A 24,222-nucleotide genomic window follows, 5' to 3' on the forward strand; every position below is an offset into this window, starting at 1 on the left:
AGGGTCGCCAAATGATCACCAGACTGCTCGTGGCCAACCGGGGCGAGATCGCCCGCCGGGTCTTCGCCAGTTGCCGGGCGATGGGCGTGCAGACCGTCGCCGTGCACTCGGACGCGGACGCCGACGCGCCCTTCGTCGCCGAGGCCGACCAGGCGGTGCGGCTGCCCGGAAACACGCCGGCCGAGACGTACCTGCGGGTGGATCTCATCCTGGACGCGGCCCGGCGCAGCGGCGCGGACGCCGTCCACCCGGGTTACGGGTTCCTCGCCGAGAGCGCCGATTTCGCGGCGGCGGTGACCGACGCGGGCCTGACCTGGGTCGGCCCGCCGGCCAAGGTGATCGCCGCGATGGGTGACAAGCTGGCGGCGAAGGCGTTGCTCGCCGAGGCGGGCGTGCCGATGCTGCCGAGTTGGACCGACCCCGACCAGGTCACCGACTTCCCGGTGCTGGTGAAGGCGTCCGCCGGTGGCGGTGGCCGGGGCATGCGGATCGTCCGGGACGCCGCCGAGCTGGCCGAGGCCGTCGCCTCCGCGCGCCGCGAGGCGGCTTCGGCGTTCGGTGACGGCACGGTCTTCATCGAGCGGTACGTCGAGCGCGGTCGGCACGTCGAGGTGCAGATCCTCGGCGACACCCACGGCACCGTGCAGGTGCTCGGCGTGCGGGAGTGCTCGATCCAGCGCCGGCACCAGAAGATCATCGAAGAGGCGCCCGGTCTCGTGCCGACCGACGTGCGGGAGCGGCTGCACGAGGCGGCCGAGGCCGCCGGGCGGGCTGTCGACTACGTGGGCGCGGGCACCGTCGAGTTCCTGCTGACCCCCGACGGGGCGGTCCACTTCCTGGAGATGAACACCCGACTCCAGGTGGAGCACCCGGTCACCGAACTGACCACCCCGGACGGGTTGGACCTGGTCCGGATGCAGATGCGGGTGGCCGAGGGCGAGCCGCTGCCCGCGCAGCACCACGCCCCCACCCGTGGCCACGCCATCGAGGTGCGACTCTGCGCCGAGGAGCCGGCGCAGGGTTGGCGGCCCGCCACCGGTACCCTGCACCGCTTCCACCTGCCGGGTGTCGACCGTGAGTTCGGTCCGATCCAGCCGGCGGGCCTGCGACTCGACTCCGGCGTGGCGGCGGGCTCGGTGGTGGGCGTGCACTACGACTCGCTGCTCGCCAAGGTGATCGCCCTGGCGCCGACCCGGTCCGAGGCCATCCGCGCGCTCGCGGGCGGGCTGGCGCGGGCCGAGCTGCACGGCGTCGCCACCAACCGGGACCTGCTGGTGCGGGTGCTGCGCAGCCCGGAGTTCGCGGCCGGCGAGATCGACACCGGCTTCCTCGACCGGCACCCGGAGGTCTTCGCGCCGCTGCTCCCCGCCGACCAGCTCCCGGTCACTGCGCTCGCCGCCGCGTTGGCCGGCGCCGCACGCCGCCGATCGACCGCGCCGGTCCTCGCCGTTCTCCCCTCCGGCTGGCGCAACGTGCCGGCCGTCGGACAGGTCAGCCGCTTCACCGGTCCGGACGGCGAGGTCGAGGTCCGCTACCGGTTCGACCGCACCGGCGGGCTCGCCGAGTGGTCCGTCGAACGCGACACCGACGAGGGCGTCGCGGATCCGTCCACCGTCGAGCTGGTCGAGGCAACACCCGACCGGGTGGTGCTCGACGTCGACGGGGTACGGCGGTCGTACCGCGTACACCGGGTGGGGTCGGAGGTCTTCGTGGACGGCCCGGACGGGGCGGCGAGCCTGGTGGAGTTGCCGCGTCTGCCCCTGCCGACCGCGGAGCTGGCCGCCGGGTCGCTGCTCGCGCCACTGCCCGGCGCGGTGACCCGGGTGCACGTCGAGGTCGGCCAGCGCGTCGCGGCCGGCGACCTCCTGCTCACCCTCGAAGCGATGAAGCTGGAACATCCCGTGCTCGCCCCGACCGACGGCGTGGTCGCCGAGCTACCGGTGCCCGCCGGTGGTCAGGTGCGCACGGGCGTCGTGCTGGCCGTTATCGGAAAGGACCACTGATGACCTTCGACCTCACCTCCGAACAGGACCAGTTGCGCGACGCGGTACGGGCGCTCGGCCGCCGGTACGGGCACGGCTACTTCGTCGAGAAGGCGAAGGCCGGGGAACACACCACCGAGCTGTGGGCCGAGGCGGGCCGGCTCGGCTACCTGGGGGTCAACATCCCCACCGAGTACGGCGGCGGGGGCGGCGGCATCACCGAGTTGGCCATCGTCTGTGAGGAGTTGGCGGCGGCCGGCTGCCCGCTGCTGCTGTTGGTGGTGTCTCCCGCCATCGCGGCCACCGTGATCGCCCGGCACGGCACCGAGGAGCAGCGCAAACGGCACCTGCCCGGTCTCGCCGACGGGTCGGCGAAGATCGTCTTCGCGATCACCGAGCCGGAGGCGGGTTCCAACTTCCACCGACTCGGCACGGTGGCCCGCTGCGACGGCGAGGACTGGGTGCTCAACGGCCGCAAGTGCTACATCTCCGGGGTCGACGAGGCCGGTCACGTGCTCGTCGTAGCGCGGACCGAGGACTCCTCCACCGGAAAGCTGAAGCCCGCGCTCTTCATCGTGCCGACCGACGCGACCGGGCTCACCCGGTCCAAGCTGGACATGGAGATCGTCTCCCCGGAGAACCAGTTCCTGCTCTACCTGGACGACGTGCGGGTGCCCGCCGACGCGCTGGTCGGCGAGTCCCTCGACGCCGGGCTACCGGCGCTGTTCAGCGGGCTCAACCCGGAGCGGATCACGGTGGCGGCGATGGGCGCCGGCACCGGCCGGTACGCCATCGAGCGCGCCAGCGAGTACACCGCCACCCGCAAGGTCTGGGGTGGCCGGAGCATCGGCTCGCACCAGGGGGTGTCGCATCCGCTGGCGCACGCGGCCGTCCAGGTCGAGCTGGCCCGGCTGATGATCCAGAAGGCGGCCACGCTCTACGACGCCGGTCGCGACCTGGAGGCCGGGGTGGCCGGCAACATGGCCAAGTACGCGGCCGGCGAGGCCGCCGCGCTCGCCGTGGACACCGCCGTGCAGGCCCTCGGCGGGGCCGGCATGACCACCGAGTACGGGGTGGCGACGCTGTTGGGCGCGGTACGGGCCGGCCGGATCGCCCCGGTGAGCCGGGAGATGATCCTCAACTTCGTCGCCCAGCACGTCCTGGGCCAGGAGAAGTCCTACTGAGTGGTGTCGCGGGGTCCGCCGGGCGCGCGGCAGGCGGCGTCGATGCGGTGTACCGGGCGGACGCGGCGGCCCAGCCCTTCCAGCAGCGAGTCCTCGACGTGGAAGTCGTGGATGCGCAGCCGGTGCCGGGGGAGCTCCTCCTCGCTCGGGCAGAGCACCTGCGCCCGGACGAGGCCGACGGGCACGTACCGGACCCCACCCCGTTCCTGCAGGATCACCATGTTGACGTCGTCGGTGGTCACCACGTGCCCGCGTACGTCCTCGGTCGGGCCGTTCTCGGCGCCCACCGTGGTGACGGTGAGCGGCAGCACCGGTGTGCTGATCACCGGCAGCGCGGCCCAGACCAGCATGACCAGCACCGCCACCTCGGTCACCGACGCGAGCGGACGGATGACCAGGCCGGGCAGCGGCCCGGCGATGAACAGCGCCAGCACCGGCGGGACCACCAGCAGCGCGAGCACCAGCAGCTCGCCCTCCGCAGCGGCGGCGCGCAGCGTGGGCACCATCAGCCATCCGTACCCGGCGAACAGCGCCACGATCGCCAGCACCCGGGGTACGACCCATTCGTGCAACCGTTCCGGCCGGAGCTGGAATGCGGCCGCGAACGCCGGCAGCAGCAGCGGCAGGTAGAGCAGCGGCCAGGTGAGCAGGGCGAGCAGGAAGCTGGCCAGCACGAACCAGGCCGGGGTGAGGTCCGCCCAGCGGGCGAAGAGTGGGCGACGTCGGGTGCCGGGCGGCAGGCGCTCCACGCTCACCGCCAGCACCGCGCCGAGCGCGAAGACGGCGACCAGTCCGGTGGAGAGCAGTCGGGCCGCGGTGGTCAGGAAACCCGCGAGCAGGTTGACCGTCCCGACGTTGGCGACCAGCAACAGCGTGGTCTGTAGCTCGCCGCCCGCCTCCACGCCGAGCCGGAGCACCGAGAAGATCGCCGGTACGCCCACGACGGCGGTCCAGAACGACTGGCTGGCCCGCGCCCGCCGCTCCGCCGGGTCCCACCGCACCGGCACGGCGTCGGCGGCCTGCTCCGTCTCGACGGCGGATGCGGCGCGCGGAACATCGTCGACGCCCCGATCGAGGTGATCCGTCGGTACGGACGCGCGTGGCGTCGGCACCGGGCCGTCGGCGCCCGCGTCACCCGTCGCCGTCCGCGCCGCGCTCACCGCCGGGGCGCCTTGTCGTCGAAGTCGACGAGCTTCGGTACCTCCAGCGGTTGCGGCTGACGCTTCTCGGCCTTCAGCCACGGACCCAGGGTCCGGTTGTACGCGGTCTGCCAGGGGCTCGCCTCCCCGTCGCGGCCCTGCTCATAGCTCTTCTGAAGGAAGAACGCGACCAGGTCACGCAGCGCCGGGTCGCCGATCGGCACGCCGATGCCCAACAGCTCGCTCGTACCGAAGGGCAGGTCGACGATCTCGAACTCCTTCGGGTACGTGGCGAGGAAGCCCGCGAGGATCGTCTCGTCCGAGCTGACCGCGTCGTACCGGCCGGCCCGAATGCCGTCCACGCAGTCCCAGACGTCCTTCACCACCAACGCCTTGACCTGCCGCTTCTCCAGCTCGGCCTCGGTGGTGGAGCCGCCGCTGGTGCAGATCTTGTACTTCGGGTTCCGCAGGTCCTCGATGGTGCGGATCTCGTCCTTGAGCCGGACCGGCACCAGCACCTCCTGGGTGGTGACGAAGTACGGCCCCGCGAAGCTGACCAGCTTCTTGCGTTCCTCCGTCATCGAGAAGCTGGACACCACCAGGTCGACTGTGCCGCCCTGCAGGTACGGAATCCGATCCTCGGTGGCCACCGACACGAACTCCAACTGCTGCTCGCCCTGGTAGCCGAGGGAGGCGGCGATGTACCGGCCGATCTCGACGTCGAAGCCGATGTGCTGGCCGTTACGAAGGTCGCCCATCAGCGGCTCGTTGGTGGCGACGCCGATACGCAGCTTGGACTGGCCGTAGATGTGCGACTCGCGCATCTTCTCCTGCACGGACTGCAGGTCGGGCTCCTTGCGGCTGTCGCAGCCGGCGGCTGCGGCCAGGGTGAGGGTCAGGGCGACCGCCAGGGTCGTCGCGACCGAGCGGAGCCGGGACCGGGTACTGGGGACGTTCATGGGCGACCTCGCTGACGGACCAGCCTGCGGAACACCGAGAGTAGCGAGACGAGTCCACTGCGTACGCGTGCCGTTCGGTCGGGTTGCCCCAACCGTTCGATCGACGCCGATCGGCGTGGCGGATCGCCCCAGCGGTTGACAGCGCGCCGGGTCACGACATGCTGGAAGGGTGAAGCGACTCTCCAGGATCGATGCGCGGATGGTGGCGGCAGTCGCGGCACCGGGCGCCCTCGCGCTGCTGGTCCTGCTGGTCGTCCTCCGTCGGCAGGACCTTGTCGGGGTCGCTCTCGCGCTGTTGTGCGTGCTGCTGGCGACGGTTGCCACGGTCGCCGTGTCGGCCGCCCGCCAGCGTGACGAACCGGAGCCGGCCGAGCAGCCGCACCCCACCGGCCCACCGGACCTGATGCCGTATGGCATCGACGCGGACACCCTCGACGCGCTCGACAGTCGGGACGCGTTGCGTGCGGTGCGTGACCGGGGACGTACGCGCGGCGGGTTCAGCGACCGGTGAGAGTGGGGGCGGTCAGCGCGTCGACGCCCCGGCCGGCCAGACAGCGGTAGACCCGGTCGATGTTGCCGTCGACGGGCGGCAACACCTCCAGGTGCCAGCCGGCCGGTTCGGCGATCTCGGTGGTCAGCTGGAACGTCGTGGCGCTGCACACCTGTCGTACCTGCTCGGCGGCGACCACCGCGTCGTGATCCGCGCCGATCAGCGGCACCGGCAGGATGCCCTCGGCGTACGCCTCCCAGGTGTGCCGGCCGTCGCAGGGGACCCGGGCCGCCTCCGCACGTTCGCCGCGGATGCGTACCGGGCCGAAGCACTCCAACTCGGCCAGACAGCGGGCACCGCTGGGCAGTACGGTCGGCGCGCCGGCACAACCGGGCAGTGGTCCCGTTGCCGGGGCCGCGACCCGGGTCACCGAGGGGGACGGGCTGGGCGGCCCGCCGCTGCTGGCCACCCAGGCGCCGGTGGTGGCCGAGGCGGCGAGCGCCAGCACGCCGGCACCCCCGAGGAACCAGCGCCGCCGCCAGCGCCGACCACCGGGCACGCCGGAGCGGGTGTCCTCGACCGGTGGACGGGGGCCGGGCTGGCCCGTGCCGTACAGGCCGGACCTTGGCGACCCACCGCCGATCGAGGCGCCGCCGCCGGTGGGGGCACCGCTCACCGGGGCGGCCGGCCCACCGAACGGCAGGGTGGTGAGCAGGTCGTGCAGTTCCAGGGCGGACGGCCGCTCGCCCGGATCGTTGGCCATGCCGAGCCGCAGCACGTCGATCAACTCGTCCGGTACGCCGGGCAGGGCGGGAATCGGCTGGTTGAACATCTCCAGCACGGTCACCAGACTGGGGTTGCGCTCAGACTGCCAGCGCGGCGGTCGGCCGTGCATCACCGCGTAGAGGGTGGCGCAGAGCGCGTACACGTCGACGGCCGGCGATGGCGGGCTGTGGCTGAACATCTCCGGTGGCGCGTACGCCGGGGTGAGCACCTCCAGGGTGACCGAGGCGTCCCGGGCCTCGGCCAGTACGGCCAGCCCGAAGTCGGCCAGCACCGCCGAGTTGAAGTGCGAGTAGAGGATGTTCGCGGGCTTGACGTCCCGGTGCAGCACCCCGGCGCCGTGCGAGTGGGCCAACGCGTCTGCGATCTTGATGCCGAGGTCGCGGGCCTCCACCGGACCGAGCGGCGAGGTGCGCATCCGCTCGGCGTACGACCCGTCGCAGAGTTCCATGATCAGGTAAGGGTGCTGGTCGACGGTGACGCCGACGTCGAAGAGGTCCACGACGTGCGGGTGCGACGACATCCGTCCGGCCGCCCGCGCTTCGCGCAGGAAGCGGGCCTGGTCGCGTTCGCTGTCCAGCGTGCGGTTCTCGACCTTGACGGCGACCTCGCGGTCGACGGAGATCTGGGTGGCTTGGTAGACGGTGGCGTAACCACCTCGGGCAAAGACCCGCAAATCAGTCAGACCGGGCACGATCGGCACCGGTAGGCCGCCGTTCCGAGTGTCGGTCACCGCTCGAAAATACCCAACCCTGTCGGCGGCTCAGCGCGCCGCGTCCGCCGAAGCGGCCGGCGCTGGGACGGCGGCGACGGACGGCGTGCCCCGGCGGGCGTCCACCCGCAGGCCGACCGCGGTGGCCACCGCACCGAGCCCCTCCCACGCGGCCACGCCGAAGAACCTGTCGGGAGCGATGTCGGCCAGCACGGCGATGGTGAACACGGTGAAGGTGACCAACCGGAACACCACCGTGAAGCGGTAGAACGACCGCCACTCGGTGACCGTCGCGAGCAGGTAGTAGACGCCCATGTTGAACGCCGCCATCGAGGACGCCAACAGGAAGGTGCCGGTGTAGTCGCCGGGAGAACGCGTCGCCGGCACCTCGAACCCGAGCATGCGCAACTGCGCCTCCGGCCAGAGCAGACCGACGGCGCCCATCACGAGCGCCAGGACGCCGAAGACCGCGATGGTCCAGCCGGCGACGGAACGCGGCAGCTTCATGATGGGCCTCCCCCAGGCACGGCGACGGTCACCACTGTGGACCACCGCGCGGTGGTGACACGCTACGCCGCCCCCCGGGACAACCACATCCCCCCACTGCGTCGATCATGAAGTTATTGCCACCGATATCGGCGTGTCGGCGCAATAACTTCATGATCAACGGGCAGGAGCGGGGTGGGACCCCGCGGGGGCCAGGCGTTTCTGGAGGGCTTTGGCGGCCGCTCGTTCGCTGCGTTGTTCCGTCGCGTACGCCAGGCGGACCGCCTCGTCGGCGCAGGACCGGGCCTCGGCCGGATGGCCGCAGGCCGCCAACGCCTCGGCCAGCACGCTCGCCGCGATCACCTGACTGCGTACGTCCTCGGCGGGTGCGGCGACCGCCCGCCGGGCCCAGTCCAGCGCCTGTTCCCGCTGGCCGTGGGCGAGCAGCGCCGACGCGTACCGGGCCATGGTCTGACGGCGGGACAGCAGCAGGGAGGGCGTGGTGGCGGCGGCCGTCGCCACGGGGGCGAGCAGCCCCACCGCGGTCGCCGGATCGCCGGCCGCCAGTCGGGCGGTGGCCAGCAGCACCCGGGGCGCGACCTGCGCCGGCGCCTGCGGATTGTGCGGCTCGACGGCCGTCAACACCGCCCGGGCAGCCCGCTCGGCGGTCTCGTGGTCGCCCATGTCCAGCGCCACGAAGCCACGCAACGTGCCGGCCATCCCGGTGAGCAGCGGGTGCGAGGTCTGTTCGGCGTACACCAGGGCGTCGGTGAGCAGGTCGGCAGCGTGTTCCGGCTCGCCCAGCCCGCGCGCCACGACGGCCCGGACCACCAGCGCGAACCCGCGCCCCCAGTCGTCGGAGGCGGCGGCGAACTCGCGGTACGCCCGGCGGGCCTCCCGGTCCGCCTCGGCCAGGTCACCCAGCTCCGCGGTGGCGAACGCCACGACCGCACGCAGCGTGCCCACCGCCCACGCCTCGCCCACCCGCTCGCCGAAGGGCAGGAAGACCTGCGCCAGGCGGCACGCCTCCCGCAGCCGACCAGCGAGCAGCCGGGCGAACGCGGTGGTACCCCGCAGCCACGCCCGACCGTACGGGTCCTTGAGTTCGGCGAAGAGCCGTGCGGCCCGACCGAGCACCGCGTCGGTGCCGGCGAAGTCACCCCGGGTGGTGGTCACCCACGCCAGGTTCTGTAGCGACCAGGCCTGCCCGCGCCGATCCTGCGCGGCGAGGCTGACCTGGTACGCGGCGGCCAACCGGCTGCTCGCCTGGCTCAGCCGACCGGCCACGAAGTCACCCATGCCGAGCCGGCGCATGGCGGACGCGCGCAGCGTGGGCAGCCCTTCGGCGGTGGCCACCTGCAACGCCTCCTGCCAGGCGGCCTCCGCCCGGCCCTGGTCACCGAGGGTCTGCTGGGCCTGCCCGGCGAGCAGCAGGGCGCTGGCCCGGGTGGCGTCGTCCCCCGCGTTCGCGGCGATCTTCTCGGCGAAGGCGAGCGCGTCCACGACCCGACCGATCTGCAACAGCGCGCGGGCGTGCACCACCCGGTCGGTCGCCGGCACCCCGTCGCGGGCCAGTTCGCTGGCGCGTTCGGCGTACTCGACGGCGAGTGCGGGCTCCCCGGCGGAGAGCGACCGGCGGGCGGCCCGGCCGAGTGCGGCGATCCCGAGCGGGACCACGGCGCGGGCCGGCGCGTCCGGTCGCAGTTTCACCGCGTCGGCGAGCGTGGCCGCCCGCTGCACGTGTGCGGCGACGAAGTCGTCCCGGGCCTCCTCGGAGAAGCCGCCCGCCGTGACACTCTCGGCCGGCGCGGCCCAGCGGGCCAGCGCGGCATGCCGCTCGGCCAACTCCGCCTTGCTGACCCCGGCGTACGCGGCCTCCCGCATGAGCGGGGTGGCGAACGCGTACCCGGAGCGGGTGCGGTGCAGCATGCGACGTTGCAGCAGCTCCTCGACGGCCCGGTCGAACTCGACGGCGACCACCGCCGACGGTCTCCCGTCCCGGCCGGCCCGCTGCTCGCGGAGCGCTTCCAGCGCACCCGTCGGCACGGTGTCGCCGACGACGGCGGCGTCGCGCAGCACGGAACGGGCGTCCGGGGGCAGCGCGTCGATCCGGGCGGCGAGGACGGCCGCGAGGTCCCGGGAGAGCAGCCGGCTGCCCAGCGAGCCGGGCACCAACCGCCAGCCGGACGAGTCCTGGTCCCGGGTGCCGGCGGCGGTGGTCAGCGCGCCGCGCTCGATCAGCAGGGTGACCAACTCGGCCAGGTAGAACGGGTTGCCCTGGGCGGTGGCGAGCAGCCGGTCGGCGTCGGCCGGCGGCAGCTTCCCGCCGCCGAGATAGCTGGTGAGCAGGCGGGCCGCGTCGGCGCCCCGCAGCGGCGGCAGGGAGTGCACCTCGGCGTCCGCGACACGGGTCAACGCACCGGCGGTACGGACCAGTTCGGGGCGGCCGAGCAGCAGGACGAGCACCGGTCCGGTGAGTCGGGAGAGGGTCGACCCGAGCGCGCTGATCGTCTCGGCGGTCGCGTCGTGCAGGTCGTCCACCACGATCACCAGCGGCGCTTCCGAGGCCAGCCCACTCAGCAGGTCGGCCACGGCGTTCGGCACCGCCTCGGCGTCGGCGGCGGCCGTGCCCGCAGCACCCCACTCGCCGTTGTCGGTGCCGGCGTGCGCGGGCAGTTCGGCGTACCCGAGCAGGGCGAGCAGCTGGTCGTTGGCGATCGGGGCCGTCTCACCCGAGCGGGCGAGCCGCTGGGCGAGTCGACGTAGCCGCTCCTCGACTGCCGGCCGAGTCAGCGCGGTGGCCGCGTCGGTGGGGAGACCGACGGCGGCACGGACCAGGTCGGCCAGGGGCGCGAGCCGACGCCGCTCACCGAAGGCGGCGCAGCGCACCGACAGCACCCGCGCGCCGGTGTGCGCCGCGTACCGGCCGGCGCCCACGTCGTACCCGGCCGCGAGGCGTTCGACCTCGGCGGCGAACCGGGACTTGCCGATGCCCGCCTCGGCGGTCATCAGCAGCACCCGCGGGTCACCCTGGTCGATCACCTCGGCGAGCCGGCCGGCGACCCGCCCGATCTCGGTCTCCCGGCCCACGTAGGGCGCCTCGTCACCGAGACCCGAGCGGGTGCCCGGCGCGTCCAGCAGGCCCAGCAGCTCGTACGCCTCGACCGGCTCCCGCTTGCCCTTGAGTCGCAGCGGGCGCAGCGCCCGCCAGGAGGCGACGTGCCGGGTGGCGGCGGCGGTGCGCGCGCCGGCGTAGACCGCACCGACGGCGGCGGCGTCGGCCAGCCGGGCGGCGGTGTTCACCGTGTCGCCGATGACCGTGTACTCGATGGCGGCCTGGATGCCCGCGATGACGTCGCCGGTGTTCAGGCCGACCCGCAGACCGAGCGGCGCGCCACCGCCCCGCTCGTCGTCGAGCACCCGGCGCACCGCCCGCTGCATCGACAGGGCGGCCCGCACGGCCCGTTCGGCGTCGTCCTCGTGCGCCACCGGGGCACCGAAGACCGCCATGATCCCGTCGCCGGTCAGCTTGTCGACGTGCCCGCCGAAGGTCTTGACCGCACCGGCCAGGGCGGCGAGCACGCGGTCGGTGACCGCGCCGACGCGCTCCGGGTCGAGGTCCTCCGACCAGGAGGTGAATTCCGAAAGGTCACCGAAGAGAACGGTGACGACCCGGCGCTCGGCCGCCGGCAACGTGGCGGCCGCCGGGAGCGCGGCACCGCAGTTGTGGCAGAACCGTGCGCCGGGGACGGCGACGGTTCCGCACACCGGGCAGGTCACATGTGCTCCAACCCACTGACCCCCGGCGCAGATTCCCCGGTGTCGACGCCCAGATACTCCAACTGGGCACGGACCGACCATTCCGCCGCCCACCAGAGCGAGCGGTCCACGTCCGCGTAGACCGCCGCGACCACGTCGGCGGGCGTCCGGGCGCCCGCGTCGACCGCCGACCGGACCTGGTCGAGCCGGGCCCGCCGGTGGGCGAGGTAGAACTCGGCGGCGGCGGCGCAGTCGGCCAGCGCCGGGCCGTGGCCCGGCAGCGCCGCGATCCCGGTGTACGCGGACAGCAGCTCAAGGCTGTTCAGGTAGTCGCCGAGGTGCCCGTCCGGGTGGGCGACCACGGTGGTGCCCCGACCCAGGATGGTGTCACCGGTGAGCACCACCCGCTCGTCGCCGCACTCGACGAGGAAGCAGACGGAGTCGGCGGTGTGGCCCGGGGTGTTCAGCAGGCGGATGTCGAGGGTCTCGTCGAGCGTCGTCTCGACGCTCAGTGGCGTACCGCCGATGGTGTGCGCCGGGTCGGCGGCGAGGACCGGCGCACCGACCAGCTCACGCAGCCGGGCGGCGCCCTCGGTGTGGTCGGCGTGGCCGTGGGTGATGAGGATCAGGCCGATCGGGCCGTGCTCCGCGATCCGCTTCAGGTGCCCCTCGTCGGCCGGCCCCGGGTCGACCACGACGGCGTGCTCGGCGTCGGGCGCGCGCAGCACCCAGGTGTTGGTGCCGTCGAGGGTCATCGGCCCCGGGTTGGGCGCACGCAGCAGCGAAACCCACGCCGGCAGTTCGCCGGCAAGTGCCGCCACGGCCCCCGTCACGTGCCCGCTCATGGCTGCGATCGTACGACCCCGCCCGCCACTCCCCGCGATCTTGCACTTCCTGCTGTTGCTTCGTACCTGTTCACGGCATTCGCCGGAGCAGAAAGTGCAAGATCGCGGTGGGGTCAGGCGACCTCGACGATCAGTTCGATCTCCACCGGGGCGTCCAGGGGGAGTTCCGCCACGCCTACCGCGCTTCGTGCGTGGCGGCCGGCCTCGCCGAAGACGGTGCCGAACAGGTCGGAGGCGCCGTTGACCACGGCGGGCTGGCCGACGAAACCGGGGGCCGAAGCCACGAAACCGGTCACCTTGACCACCTTGACCACGTTCTCCAGGCCGACCAGCGAGTCGACCGCCGCGAGCGCGTTGAGCGCGCACCGCTGGGCGAGATCCTTGGCCTGCTCGGCCGAGATCCCGGCGCCGACCTTGCCGGTCGCCAGGAGCTTGCCCTCGGCGACGGGCAGCTGGCCGGAGACGTACACGTGCTGCCCGGACTGCACCGCCGGCACGTAGCTGGCCACCGGCGGCACCACGTCGGGCAGTTCGAAGCCCAGCTCGGCGAGCTTCGCGTGGGGACCGTTGCTCATCGGGTCACCTCGTCGTCCGCGACCGCGGGACGTCGCCGTGCCGAAGTCCCGGCGCTCACGCCTTGGGCCGCTTCAGGTACGCCACCAGCTGATCCGGGTTCGGGCCGGGGACCACGGCGACGAGTTCCCACCCGTCCTCACCCCAGTTGTCGAGGATCTGCTTGGTCGCGTGGACCAGCAGAGGGACCGTGGAGTATTCCCACTTCTGCATCGCTGGAGGGCTCCCTCGTGGTGCGGACTTCGTCGAGGCACAGCCTACGGTCCGCTGGCCGGGCGAGGCGCGGGACGTTGCTCCGGCGTGGCCGGCACCTCGCCGCAGGGCCCCTCGTGGCCGTACCCCTGCGGGCAGCGCGAGCGGTCCGGCAGCAACAGGTCGCAGAAGACCCGGTGCCGGTTGTTCTGGTCATCGGCGTTCGAGACGGTCGTCTCGCCCGCGTCCAGCTCCGGCAGGAAGCCCAACGACACCGCGACCCGCCCGGCCAGCGCGGTCGCCGACGCCAGGTCGGGTACCCGGATCGGCAGGTGGATGACGAAACCCGGCTCCTCGTCGTCCCGCAACCGCTCGACCGGCCGGTTCGACGCCCGGGCGTTCTCCGGCGGCTCCGAAACCCGACGGTACGACCGCTCGTTGATGGGCAGGTTGCCGACCAGCCCGCCGGCCACCTCAGCCGCGGACCCGAGCCGCCGTTGCCGGTCGTTCGTCGGGAACTGGATGCGAGGGATGTTGTCCGCGTCGCGCATGAACTGCCTCCGGTCGTACCTCTCGGATCACGCTTACGGTCGGGTTCAACCAACCGTTCCGGTCCCCCGCACCGGGACGAAGGTAGGTCCACGGGGGCGGTCCCGCCAACAGGACGCGCACGATCAGTCACCCTGAGTCACATATGTGACAGACCGGGGGCAGGAATCCCGACTGCGTCGGATGTCACCATCCGCTTCTCCGGGTCGAGAAGTGACGTACGGCGCGGTAGGGGCGACACCGAACCGGCGGTCGGCCGCTACCCTCTCGGTCGGACGGTCGCGCAGCGCCCGGCCGCCCGCTCGATCTCGCTCGGCGCCCGGGATGGCGGCCGGGCGCCGCACCCCCGGGGGAACGAGATGACCCAACCGCCCAGCGGCGACCAGGCCGGACCGCGCGCTCTTCCGCCGGCCCACCCGGACCCCGCCGGCCCGCCCGAGGTAGCGGCCAGCCCCGGGCAGTCCGACCCGACGACCGCCGCTGCGGAGTCCGGCTCGCCGACCACACCGGGCCAGCCGGTCATCCCGGCCCAGCCCGGTCCGTCGCCGCAGCCCGGCCAGCCCACCGGGGCCAGCCAGCCGACGCTCCCCGCGCAGAGCACCGGGTCCGGCCAAACCGCCCCCGGTGGGCAGCTCGCCCTCCCCGCCCAGCCCGTCTCCGGGCAGCCCGTCTCTCCTGCTCAGCTCGGGGCAGGGACGTTTCCCGCGCAGCCCGGAGCGGCGGCAACGCCCGCTCCGCCCGGTGGCGTCCCGCAGAGCGGGGGCCCGGCTGACACGTCGGCGTTGCCCGTCTCCCCGGGCGCGATTCCGCCGCCGCCACCCGGCTACCCGCCGTACGCCGGCGCCGCCGAGCCGAAGAAGAAGCGCGGGCTGCTGATCGCGGCCATCGCGCTGGCCGTGATCATGGTGCTCTGCGTGGGCGGTGGCGTCGTGACGTTCCTGACCCTGCGTAACGCCGAGTCCGGCGAGGGCGCGAAGGAGCCGGCGGTCGCCGTCGACGAGTTCCTCACCGCCGTCTACAAGGATCGGGACGCCGGCAAGGCCGCCGAGCACGTCTGCGCAGCCTCGCGCGACGACAAGAAGATCGCCGCCAAGGTGGCCGAGGTGGAGAAGTACGCCGCCACGTACCAGAACCCCCGGTTCAAGTGGACCACCCCGAAGGTCGACAACCAGACCGGCGACCGGGCCACCGTCTCCACCCGGATCACCATGACCACGGCCGACGAGAAGGTGGCCGACCAGGACCTGCGCTTCACCGTGGTGCAGAAGACGGGTTGGTGGGTCTGCGAGGTCGCGTGACCCGTCACCCTGGATAGGCTCGACAGGTGCGTGCACCTGAGCGGCCGTCCGACCCGGCCGGTAGCGGATGGTCGGCCCGCCTCCACGTCGTGACCGGCAAGGGCGGCACCGGCAAGACCAGCGTGGCGGCGGCGCTGGCCCTGGCGCTGGCCGCCGGTGGCCGGCGCACCCTGCTGGTGGAGGTCGAGGGCCGACAGGGCATCGCCCAACTCTTCGGCCTCGACCCGCTGCCGTACGAGGAGCGACACCTCGCCGACGCGCCGGACGGCGGCGAGGTGCGCGCGCTCGCGGTGGACGCCGAGGAGGCCCTGCTCGAATACCTCGACATGTTCTACAAGCTGGGCGCGGCGGGGCGGGCGCTGCGCAAGCTGGGGGCCATCGACTTCGCCACCACCATCGCCCCGGGCCTGCGGGACGTGCTGCTCACCGGCAAGGTGAAGGAGGCCACCACCCGCACCTCGGGGCAGCGGCGCGCGTACGACGCCGTGGTGCTGGACGCGCCGCCCACCGGCCGGATCGGTCGTTTCCTCAACGTGACGGCCGAGACGGCCCGGCTCGCCAAGGTCGGCCCGATCAAGACCCAGAGCGAGGGGGTCTCCGCGCTGCTGCGCTCCCCGATGACCGCCGTGCACGTGGTCACCCTCCTGGAGGAGATGCCGGTGCAGGAGACGGTCGACGCCATCGCCGACCTGACCTCCCTCGGCTTCGGCATCGGGAAGGTGATCGTCAACGGCGCCCGGCCGTCGCTGCCGGCCGGCCCGGCGGTCACCGCGGCGGACCTGCGGCGGGGTCTGGTCGCCGCTGGGCTGCCGGCCGATCAGGACATCGTGGCCGGATTGCACGATGAGGCGCGGGACCAGCTCATCCGGCGCGAACTGGAGGATTCCCTCCGCGCCGACCTGGTGGAGTTGGGGCTGCCGATGGTCGAGCTGCCGTTGCTGCCGGACGGGGTGGACCGCAACGGCCTCGCGACCCTGGCCCAGGCCCTCGTCCACGCCGATTGACTCACACCTGAGCTCAGCACGGGCGCATGGACCGACGCGGCCCGATACGCTCGATTGGTGCCTTCCGAAGACGCGGCGCCGCAGCTGGACGTCGACCAGATCCTCGCCGACCCGGGCGTGCGGATCGTCGTGTGCTGCGGTGCCGGCGGAGTGGGAAAGACGACCACGGCCGCCGCTCTGGCGCTGCGGGCCGCCGAGCAGCACGGCCGCCGCACGGTGGTGCTCACCATCGACCCGGCCCGCCGGCTCGCTCAGTCGCTGGGCCTGACCGAGCTGGACAACACGCCCCGGCAGGTCAAGGGCATCGACGTCGAGGCCAGCGGCGGTGAGCTGCACGCCATGATGCTGGACATGAAGCGCACCTTCGACGACGTGGTGCTGCAGCACACCGACCCGACGAAGGCCGCGGAGATCTTCGCGAACCCGTTCTACCAGGCCATGAGCTCGACCTTCGCCGGCACGCAGGAATACATGGCGATGGAGAAGCTGGGCCAGCTGCATGCCCGGGGCGAGTGGGACCTGATCGTGGTCGACACACCACCGTCCCGCTCGGCACTCGATTTCCTGGACGCGCCGGCCCGGCTCTCCCGTTTCCTCGACGGCCGGATGCTGCGCCTGCTCCTGGCCCCGGCGCGCAGCGGCGGCCGGAGCATGTTCAGCCTGGTCACGGCCTCGTTCGGGATGTTCTCGAAGGTGGTGCAGAAGGTGCTCGGCGCGCAGCTGCTCACCGACCTGTCCGGCTTCGTGGCCGCACTGGATTCGATGTTCGGTGGTTTCCGGCAGCGGGCCGAGCAGACGTACCGCATCCTCCAGGCACGGGAGACGGCCTTCGTGCTGGTCGCGACGCCGGAGCCGGACGCGGTCCGGGAGGCCGCCTACTTCGCGGGTCGGCTGCGCGAGGAGAAGATGCCGCTGGCCGGCCTGGTGCTCAACCGGGTGCACCGTCCGGTGGTTCCGGAGCTGGACGCCGAGCGGAGTCGCGTCGCCGCGGAGCGGCTGGCCGAGCTGGGTGGGCACGAGGGCACCGCCGACGTGCTGCGGGCGCACGCGGCGCTGGCGCGTCAGGCGGTACGCGAGCAGCAGGTCGCCGCCCGGTTCACCGAGGCGTTCCCGGCGGTGCCGGCGGTGTCGGTGACGGCGCAGCCCGCCGACGTGCACGACGTCGACGGGCTACGGACGATCGGCGCGGCGATCAGCCGGTCGTGAGCGGCGTCAGGTTGCCGCGGTGACCAGGATCTTGTCCTTGCCGGTCTTGTCCTTGCTGTTCTTCTTCATCGCTGCCTCGAACATCTTGCGCCAGCTCGTCACCTGGGGGTGACGACGCAGCAACGCTCGGCGTTCCCGTTCGGTCATACCGCCCCACACACCGAACTCGATCCGGTTGTCCAGCGCGTCGGCCAGGCACTCGTACCGAACTGGGCAGCTCCGGCAGATCCGCTTGGCCACGTTCTGTTCGGCGCCCTGTACGAACAACGCGTCTGGGTCCCCGTTCTGACACGCCGCCAGCGACGGCCAGTCAGTGATCATGCCCATGTGTACTCGTCCCCCCTTGCAGTACCTACCGACCTCGTCGCACGGCAGCCGGCAATTCCCCCCGATCGCCCGGCTCGCCTTCCCCAAGGCGGCGCGGACGACATGTGGCGCTGTCGCCGCCATCATCATGCTCTGTAGTCGACCGATTACGCAACGTTGTCGGCGAAATCCATCATTCCGGACACTCCCGGCTTCCCGGGCGCTAGACCGCCGGTTACCCCACCGAGGTCCACGAAAACGCTGCGCCGCCTCCACCGAACGGAGGAGACTCACGCCGATCACACGCAACCTCGTACCGGGGGTCATGCGTTTAGCACAACGAGGGCAGCGCGCGCAGGAAATGGGGAAAGACGCCCAGGCGCCCCTCGTTCCCTACTCGCGTACCATGCCGAGGTGACCTGGATGCGGAAACGTGACCACAATGTGCTGACCAACGCCGCATCGCTGCTCATATGTGGCCTGTTGGCCGGCGTGGTGGTCGCTGCGGCGGCCTTCCCCGCGGTGGCGATGTCCGGACTGGCCGCGAAGGCGGGCGCCGAGACATTCGGCAACCTGCCCACGGAACTGACGGTGGCCCGCGCGCCGCAGATCAGCTACCTGTTGGCGTCGGACGGTAAGACGCCGCTCGCGACCATGTACGACGAGAACCGCCGCGACGTGAAGTACGGCGACATCTCGCCATTCATGATCAAGGCCATCATCGCGGCCGAGGACCACGACTTCTACAAGCACAACGGCGTCGACATCAACGGTGTCGCCCGCGCGTTCGTCAACAACCAGAACGAGGGCGCCGGCCGCCAGGGCGCCTCGACGCTGACCATGCAGTACGTCCGGCTGGCCATCGCCTACTCGGCCACCCACCCGGCCGACGTGGTCGCGGCGACCGAGGACACCAGCGCCCGCAAGCTCCGCGAGATGCGCCTCGCCCTGCAGGTCGACAAGGAGTTCTCCAAGGACGAGATCCTGACCCGCTACCTCAACCTCGCCTCGTTCGGCAATGGCGCGTACGGCATCTACGCGGCCAGCCAGGTCTACTTCGGCAAGCCGCCGAGCAAGCTGAAGATCGAGGAAGCGGCGCTGCTGGCCGGCATGGTCAAGGCCCCGACGACGAACGACCCGACCACCAAGAGCGGTTACCCGCTGGCGCTGGACCGTCGTAACTACGTCATCCAGAACATGGTCGACACCAAGGCGATCACCCAGCAGGAGGCCGACGCCGCCAAGGCGGTCAAGCTGAAGGTGCAGGACAAGCGCACCCCGAACGGCTGCGTCGCGACCAACGTCAACGAGTGGGGCTTCTTCTGCGACTACTTCTACCGCTGGTGGATGCAGCAGCCGACGTTCGGCTCGACGTCGTACGACCGTGAGCGGCGGCTCAAGAGCGGCGGTTACACCGTCGTCACGTCGATCGACGTCCAGGCACAGCGGGGCGCCGACAAGGCGGTCCGCAAGGCCAAGAGCGTGAACAGCAAGGAAGCCGCGATGGTCGCCGTGGTCGAGCCGGGCACCGGCCGGGTGCGGGCGCTGGCGGTGAACCGGCAGTTCAAGCTGGACGACCCGAAGAACCCGAAGAACAAGCTCTCCAGCGATCCGGCGAAGAGCAAGCGGGGCATCAAGGGCAACTACCCGGCGACGGTGAACCCGCTGCTCACCGGCGGCGACGGCATCGCCGGCTACCAGGCGGGCTCGACCTTCAAGATCTTCACGATCGTGGCCGCCCTGGAGAAGGGCATCCCGCTCAGCTACTCGATGAACGCCCCGCAGCAGTTCAAGTCGGAGTACATCATCGACAGCAGCAGTCCCGCGGCCTGCCCCGGCACCCACTTCTACTGCCCGACCAACTCCGGCAAGAAGGCCGGCGGCGTGCAGAACATGTGGACCGCGTTCGCCCAGTCGGTCAACACCTACTTCGTGCCGCTGCAGCAGCAGGTCGGCGCGGAGAACGTGGTCGACGTGGCCAAGCGGGCCGGCATCCAGTTCCGGGCCAGCAAGGACGCGGACTTCGCCTCCACCAAGGAATCGGCCCACCAGTGGGGCGCCTTCACCCTGGGCGTCTCCGCCACCACGCCGCTGGACCTGGCCAACGCGTACGCGACTCTCGCGGCGGACGGCAAGTACTGTGAGCCGATCCCGGTGCAGGAGATCCGCGACCCGGAGGGCAAGAAGCTGGACATCGCCAACCCGCGCTGCGAGAAGCGGTTCAGCACCGAGGTGGCCCGCGCCGCCGTCGACGCCGCCCGCTGCCCGGTCGGCGACAACTCCACGACCAGCAAGTGCGGCAGCAGCCGTACGGCCGGCCCGGTGAAGGGCATCGTCGACGCGCCGGTGGCCGGAAAGTCCGGCACCACCGACTCGGAGAAGACCGCCGCCCTGGTCGCGATGACCAAGCAGTACGCGGTGGCCGGCATCATGGCCGACCCGGACTGGCCGCAGACGAACGTCAAGATGAAGCACGCTGAGAAGGACGGCATCAACCCGCCGGTGTACGAGACGCTGCGTGACGCCATGAAGGGCAAGGACCGCGTCAACTTCACCCCGCCGGGCCAGAAGATCTCCGAGGGTGACCAGCGCAGCATCCCCGACGTGAAGTGTCAGCCGGTGGACACCGCGAAGTCCCGGATCAAGGGCGCGGGCTTCGAGCCGGTCGTCTCCGAGGCGAAGGTGGCGTCCAGCTGCCCGGCGGGCACCGCCGCCGGCACCAGCCCGGACGGGCGCACCATCAAGGGCGGTGTGGTCACCATCCAGGTCAGCACCGGTGCCGGCGGTGGTACGCCGCCGGACAGCAACAAGCCGGGGCAGCCCGGCAACCCGCCCGGCCGACCCGGTAACCGTCCGGGCGGCTGAGGCAGCGACGACACACGCGAACGGGCGGGCACCCTCTCGGGGGTGCCCGCCCGTTCCGTTGTGTCGAACCGGAGCCGCGTGGATGGGTCAGAGGCCGAGCTGTCGCCGTACCTCGGCGGCCACCCGACCCCCCTCGGCCTGGCCGGCCACCGCGGCCTGGGCCGCCTTCATGGCCGGGCCCATCTGGGCCTTCCCGGTGAAGCCGCCCGCGGCGAGCGCCCCCGCGACCAGGTCGGTCAGCTCGGCATCCGAGAGCTGCTTGGGCAGGTAGCGGTCCAGCACCTCGCCCTCGGCGGTCTCCTTGGCGGCCTGCTCGTCGCGGCCCGCGTCGGCGAAGGCGGTGGCCGCCTCCCGACGCTTCTTGGCCTCCTTGGTCAACACCGCGAGCACCTCGTCGTCGGTGAGCTCGCGCTTGGCCTTGCCGGCCACCTCGGCGGTGCCGACGGCGGCCAGGGCCATCCGCAGCGTGGAGGTGGTCAGCTCGTCGCGCGCCTTGAGCGCGGAACGCATGTCGGCGGTGAGGCGGTCCTTCAGCGTGCTCATGGACGGTCAAACTACCCTGAACGCCATGCGAAAGCGCACACTATTCCGCCTCGCCGCCGGAACCGCAGCGGTCGGAGCGACCACCCTCGCGTACGCGTCGCTCGTCGAACGCAACCTGTTCACCCTGCGGCGGTACGACGTGCCGATGCTGCCGGCCGACGCGGAGCCGCTACGCGTGCTGCACCTGTCGGATCTGCACATGATGCCCAACCAGGCCCGCAAACAGCGCTGGGTGGCGTCGCTGGCCGCCCTGGATCCCGACCTGGTGGTGGTGACCGGCGACAACATGGCGCACCCCGGGGCGGTCCCGGGCGTGCTGCGGGCGCTACAACCGCTGCTGGACTTCCCGGGCGCGTTCGTGTTCGGCTCCAACGACTACACCGGGCCGGTGCTGAAGAACCCGTTCAGCTACTTCCTGCCGGACCGGGAGTACACCGAGGGCGTCGAACTGCCCTACGAGGAGCTGCGCCAGGTCTTCACCGGCGCCGGCTGGGCGGACCTGAACAACGCCCGGACCAGCCTCAAGGCCGGCGGCCGGGAGCTGGACCTCGTCGGCGTCGACGACCCCCACATCGACCGGGACGACTACCCGTCCGTGTCGGGCCGGGTGGCGTCCTCCGCCGACCTGTCCATCGCCGTGACGCACTCCCCCGAGCCTCGGGTGCTCGACCAGATGGCCGCCGACGGCTTCGGCCTCCTGCTGGCCGGGCACACCCACGGGGGGCAGGTCTGCGTCCCGGGCTACGGGGCGCTGGTGACCAACTGCGGCCTGCCCCGCTCGATGGCGCGCGGCCTGCACCGGTGGCCGGGCTCGGACTCGTGGTTGCACGTCTCCGCCGGCCTCGGTACCCACCCGACGGCCCCGGTCCGCTTCGCCTGCCCACCCGAGGCGAGCATCCTGACGCTCATCCCCCGCTAGGCGTGATCGACCCGGCGCCCGCTCGCGCCCGCTCGGGCGGCGCTCGCGGGCGCGCTCCAAGATCCGCGCAGTATCGGGGATGTTGCTGCTTCGGACGGCCGGGAGGCAGCAACATCGCGGAAGTTGTGCGGATCTTGGAGCGCCCGCGAGCGCGGTTTGGCCGGATCGGGCGGCGGGGGGTACCGAGTTTGACCATCGGGGCGGGTGGGCTACTATTTGTCGGCACGCCTCGGGGTGTGGCGCAGCTTGGTAGCGCGCTTCGTTCGGGACGAAGAGGTCGTCGGTTCGAATCCGGCCACCCCGACCAGAGGTAAGAGGGCACATCCGATCGATCGGATGTGCCCTCTTCGCTTTCCTGGCACGCCCCTCCGGAAGATCATCAATCCGTTCGGGCGGCTCCCCGCCGGCCCGAACGGGGGTTGTCGTCCGTCGGCCGCCTGCGGTTCGATGCGCCTGATCATCCGTTCAGCGGAACGGATGGCACACGGGGAGGAAAATTCCACAGTGCTCAGATCAAGGCCAACCCGTGCCCTCGTCGGCGCACTCACACTGGCGATGGCGGTCGGCGGGCTGACCCTCATCGCCACCGAGAGCGCCGCCGTCGCGGCACCGCACTACGACGATCCGCCGTCGGTGCAGGTCGGGTGGACCGACTCGGCGACGCCGAAGAAGGCGTACCCGGCGGACGACAACACGAACGTCCCGATCGGCACCTGGCAGGACGCCGCAGGCAAGAGCCACACCTCACGGGTGTACGCCACCTTCGATCTCTCGGCCTACGAGGGCAAGAAGATCTACGGCGGCAAGGTGTTCGTCGAGGAGCGGACCGTCGCCGACTGCAGCAAGCGCGCGGTGGAGATCTGGCGGACGAAGCCGGTCACCGCGTCGCCGACCTGGAACCGGGCACCCGAACCACTCGCCAAGCTCGGCGAGGTCCTCACCCCGGTGCAGTTCTGCCCGGGAGCGAGCATCACGTTCGACGTGGGCGCGGCCGTGCAGGACGCGGTCGCACACCGCCAGCGGTACATCACGTTCGAGGTCCGGGTGCCCGAGCAGTACGAGAGTGACGCGTCCTACGGCCGAGGGCTGCACCCGTACCGCCACGTCGATCTGAGCGTCCAGTTCAACTCGGTCCCGCAGATCGACAAAGCTCACCTGTACAACGGCGGGCTTCCCTGCACCCAGCTCGCGCCGTACCCGCGCATCGGCGGGTTCGCCAAGATCCTGGAGGCGGTCGGCACCGACGCCGACGAGTACGACGTGCGTGGGGTGAAGACCGAGGTCGCCATCTGGCCGAAGCCCGACCCGGACGCCCGTCAGGTGTTCACCGGTGAGCACGGTCTCTCCGGCCGGGCCAACAAGGTCACCCTGCCCGACACCTTCCTGGTGGACGGCAAGACGTACGTCTGGCAGGCCCGGGTCACCGACGGCGCCGACTACTCGCCCTGGTCGCAGAAGTGCTTCTTCACGTACGACCGCACCAGCCCTGGCAAGCCCACCGTCACCTCCGCCAACTACCCGTCGGACACCACCGGCGAGTGGGGGCCGCCGGGCGTGCCGGGGATCTTCACCTTCTCCGGCAACGGCAACAAGGACGTCGCCGGTTTCGAGTACTCCTGGAACAGCCTCGGCGTCCACGGCTGCTCGGCAAGCGGCGACTACGGTCAATGGGAGTGCCACGACCCGCTCGACCTGCCCGGATCGGTGCGGGTGAACACCCCGGGCGGCTCGGCGACCGTGACGCTCAACCCGCCCCGTTCCGGGCCGCAGCGCCTGAGCGTCCGTTCGGTTGACCTCGCGGGCAACGTCTCCGACACCGTGACGTACAGCACTCTGGTAGCGCCGAGTGAGCCGGCGGTGCGGGTGGAGAGCGGTGCTCCCGAGTGGGGCCAGGAGGTGGTGTTGAAGTTCGTCCCGGCACCCGGAGTCACCGGCGTCCGCGAGTACGAGATCACCCTCGACGGAAGGGATCCGGAGGTGCGGCCCGCCCAGGAGGACGGGACCGGCTACTTCAGCTTCTTCGCCACCAGGACGGACGGACACAACGTCACGGTCCGCAGCCACAGCGACAACGGGTTCGTCTCGGCGGCGGGCCAGTGGTCGGTGTACTTCGATCCCGGCCCCGGGGTGAAGTCCGACGTCTACCACCCGACCGATGGTTCGGCCGTCGGCGGGGTGGGGATCGAGGGCACCTTCACCTTTTCCCCGCCGCCGGGCTGGACGGACACCAGGGCGTACCAGTACAGCTTCAACGGCACCGAGCCGACCGAAGTGGCGGCCGACGCGAACGGCCGCGCCACGATCAGCTGGACGCCGACCACCAGTGGGTTCCAGGATCTGACCGTCTACGCCGTCCGCGCCGACGGCACGCTCAGCGACTACCCCAACTGGTACTGGTTCGACGTTGCGGACTCCGCCTCCTGACCTG

Annotated in this window: 20 protein-coding genes and 1 tRNA gene; 10 read left to right on the forward strand and 11 right to left on the reverse strand. The window is 71.8% G+C overall.

The genetic code is table 11. From position 1 onward, the window contains the following. Positions 1-11 precede the first annotated feature (11 nt). Positions 12-2,003 (forward strand): biotin carboxylase N-terminal domain-containing protein, encoded by a 1,992-nt coding sequence (locus ACN269_RS18365; RefSeq protein WP_421473591.1) that lies wholly within the window; start codon positions 12-14, stop codon positions 2,001-2,003. Next, on the forward strand, positions 2,003-3,166 hold the full coding sequence (locus ACN269_RS18370) for an acyl-CoA dehydrogenase family protein (protein ID WP_421473592.1): 1,164 nt from the start codon (positions 2,003-2,005) through the stop codon (positions 3,164-3,166). Before ACN269_RS18365 ends, ACN269_RS18370 begins: the two co-directional genes overlap by 1 nt. On the opposite strand, the gene ACN269_RS18375 is transcribed toward ACN269_RS18370, so the two are convergent. Both ACN269_RS18375 and ACN269_RS18380 read right to left on the reverse strand, forming a co-directional pair. Then, a complete protein-coding gene (locus ACN269_RS18375) occupies positions 3,160-4,326 on the reverse strand; it encodes a hypothetical protein (protein WP_421473593.1) in 1,167 nt (388 codons plus the stop codon). The genes ACN269_RS18370 and ACN269_RS18375 overlap by 7 nt on opposite strands. Continuing rightward, entirely contained in the window at positions 4,323-5,264 is a 942-nt protein-coding gene (locus ACN269_RS18380; RefSeq protein WP_421473594.1) for a transporter substrate-binding domain-containing protein, read from the reverse strand. The genes ACN269_RS18375 and ACN269_RS18380 overlap by 4 nt, the downstream gene beginning before the upstream one ends. Before the next feature lie 169 nt (positions 5,265-5,433). Here ACN269_RS18380 and ACN269_RS18385 point away from each other — a divergent pair, with 169 nt between their 5' ends. Beyond that, entirely contained in the window at positions 5,434-5,775 is a 342-nt protein-coding gene (locus ACN269_RS18385; RefSeq protein ID WP_421473595.1) for a hypothetical protein, read from the forward strand. Here the strand turns inward: ACN269_RS18385 and ACN269_RS18390 are convergent. From ACN269_RS18390 to ACN269_RS18420, 7 genes are all read right to left on the reverse strand, one after another. Then, complete coding sequence (locus ACN269_RS18390) at positions 5,762-7,270, reverse strand: serine/threonine-protein kinase (RefSeq protein WP_421473596.1); 1,509 nt, start codon at positions 7,268-7,270, stop codon at positions 5,762-5,764. The genes ACN269_RS18385 and ACN269_RS18390 overlap by 14 nt on opposite strands. Before the next feature lie 30 nt (positions 7,271-7,300). Further along, a complete protein-coding gene (locus ACN269_RS18395; protein ID WP_421473597.1) occupies positions 7,301-7,756 on the reverse strand; it encodes a hypothetical protein in 456 nt (151 codons plus the stop codon). A gap of 156 nt (positions 7,757-7,912) precedes the next feature. Beyond that, entirely contained in the window at positions 7,913-11,515 is a 3,603-nt protein-coding gene (locus ACN269_RS18400; RefSeq protein WP_421473598.1) for an adenylate/guanylate cyclase domain-containing protein, read from the reverse strand. Next, complete coding sequence (locus ACN269_RS18405) at positions 11,512-12,339, reverse strand: MBL fold metallo-hydrolase (protein WP_421473599.1); 828 nt, start codon at positions 12,337-12,339, stop codon at positions 11,512-11,514. Before ACN269_RS18405 ends, ACN269_RS18400 begins: the two co-directional genes overlap by 4 nt. 113 nt (positions 12,340-12,452) lie before the next feature. After that, positions 12,453-12,914: a RidA family protein gene (locus ACN269_RS18410; RefSeq protein ID WP_421473600.1), complete on the reverse strand. Its 462-nt coding sequence runs from the start codon at positions 12,912-12,914 to the stop codon at positions 12,453-12,455. Positions 12,915-12,969: 55 nt separating this feature from the next. After that, on the reverse strand, positions 12,970-13,125 hold the full coding sequence (locus ACN269_RS18415) for a DUF4177 domain-containing protein (protein WP_007466198.1): 156 nt from the start codon (positions 13,123-13,125) through the stop codon (positions 12,970-12,972). Positions 13,126-13,169: 44 nt separating this feature from the next. After that, positions 13,170-13,655, reverse strand: a complete 486-nt coding sequence (locus tag ACN269_RS18420) for a hypothetical protein (protein ID WP_421473601.1) — start codon at positions 13,653-13,655, stop codon at positions 13,170-13,172. Between the two features lie 780 nt (positions 13,656-14,435). Between ACN269_RS18420 and ACN269_RS18425 the strand changes: the two genes are divergently transcribed. The 3 genes from ACN269_RS18425 to ACN269_RS18435 are packed head-to-tail and all read left to right on the forward strand — an operon-like array spanning position 14,436 to position 17,161. Then, positions 14,436-14,951 carry a hypothetical protein gene (locus ACN269_RS18425; RefSeq protein WP_421476404.1) on the forward strand — a complete coding sequence of 172 codons (516 nt, stop codon included), beginning with the start codon at positions 14,436-14,438 and terminating at the stop codon, positions 14,949-14,951. A gap of 26 nt (positions 14,952-14,977) precedes the next feature. Next, positions 14,978-15,955 carry an ArsA-related P-loop ATPase gene (locus ACN269_RS18430; protein ID WP_421473602.1) on the forward strand — a complete coding sequence of 326 codons (978 nt, stop codon included), beginning with the start codon at positions 14,978-14,980 and terminating at the stop codon, positions 15,953-15,955. Positions 15,956-16,009: 54 nt separating this feature from the next. Beyond that, positions 16,010-17,161 (forward strand): ArsA family ATPase, encoded by a 1,152-nt coding sequence (locus ACN269_RS18435; RefSeq protein ID WP_421473603.1) that lies wholly within the window; start codon positions 16,010-16,012, stop codon positions 17,159-17,161. A 6-nt stretch (positions 17,162-17,167) separates the two neighbouring features. Here the strand turns inward: ACN269_RS18435 and ACN269_RS18440 are convergent, their stop codons facing one another. Continuing rightward, positions 17,168-17,488, reverse strand: coding sequence for a WhiB family transcriptional regulator (locus ACN269_RS18440; RefSeq protein WP_421473604.1), 321 nt, complete (start codon positions 17,486-17,488; stop codon positions 17,168-17,170). Between the two features lie 402 nt (positions 17,489-17,890). On the opposite strand from ACN269_RS18440, the gene ACN269_RS18445 reads away from it, so the two are divergent. Next, positions 17,891-20,332: a transglycosylase domain-containing protein gene (locus ACN269_RS18445; RefSeq protein ID WP_421473605.1), complete on the forward strand. Its 2,442-nt coding sequence runs from the start codon at positions 17,891-17,893 to the stop codon at positions 20,330-20,332. Between the two features lie 87 nt (positions 20,333-20,419). On the opposite strand, the gene ACN269_RS18450 is transcribed toward ACN269_RS18445, so the two are convergent. After that, positions 20,420-20,875: a GatB/YqeY domain-containing protein gene (locus ACN269_RS18450; RefSeq protein ID WP_421473606.1), complete on the reverse strand. Its 456-nt coding sequence runs from the start codon at positions 20,873-20,875 to the stop codon at positions 20,420-20,422. A 25-nt stretch (positions 20,876-20,900) separates the two neighbouring features. Here ACN269_RS18450 and ACN269_RS18455 point away from each other — a divergent pair, with 25 nt between their 5' ends. The 3 genes from ACN269_RS18455 to ACN269_RS18465 all read left to right on the forward strand — a co-directional run bounded on the left by ACN269_RS18455 (position 20,901) and on the right by ACN269_RS18465 (position 24,218). Then, the gene (locus ACN269_RS18455; protein WP_421473607.1) at positions 20,901-21,794 is read left to right on the forward strand and encodes a metallophosphoesterase; all 894 of its coding nucleotides are present in this window, start codon (positions 20,901-20,903) and stop codon (positions 21,792-21,794) included. A gap of 230 nt (positions 21,795-22,024) precedes the next feature. Continuing rightward, positions 22,025-22,101 (forward strand) — tRNA-Pro (locus ACN269_RS18460). A gap of 248 nt (positions 22,102-22,349) precedes the next feature. Beyond that, positions 22,350-24,218: a hypothetical protein gene (locus ACN269_RS18465; protein ID WP_421473608.1), complete on the forward strand. Its 1,869-nt coding sequence runs from the start codon at positions 22,350-22,352 to the stop codon at positions 24,216-24,218. The last annotated feature ends 4 nt before the right edge of the window (positions 24,219-24,222 follow it).

Source organism: Micromonospora sp. WMMD736, from assembly GCF_049179015.1.
Lineage (GTDB): Bacteria > Actinomycetota > Actinomycetes > Mycobacteriales > Micromonosporaceae > Micromonospora.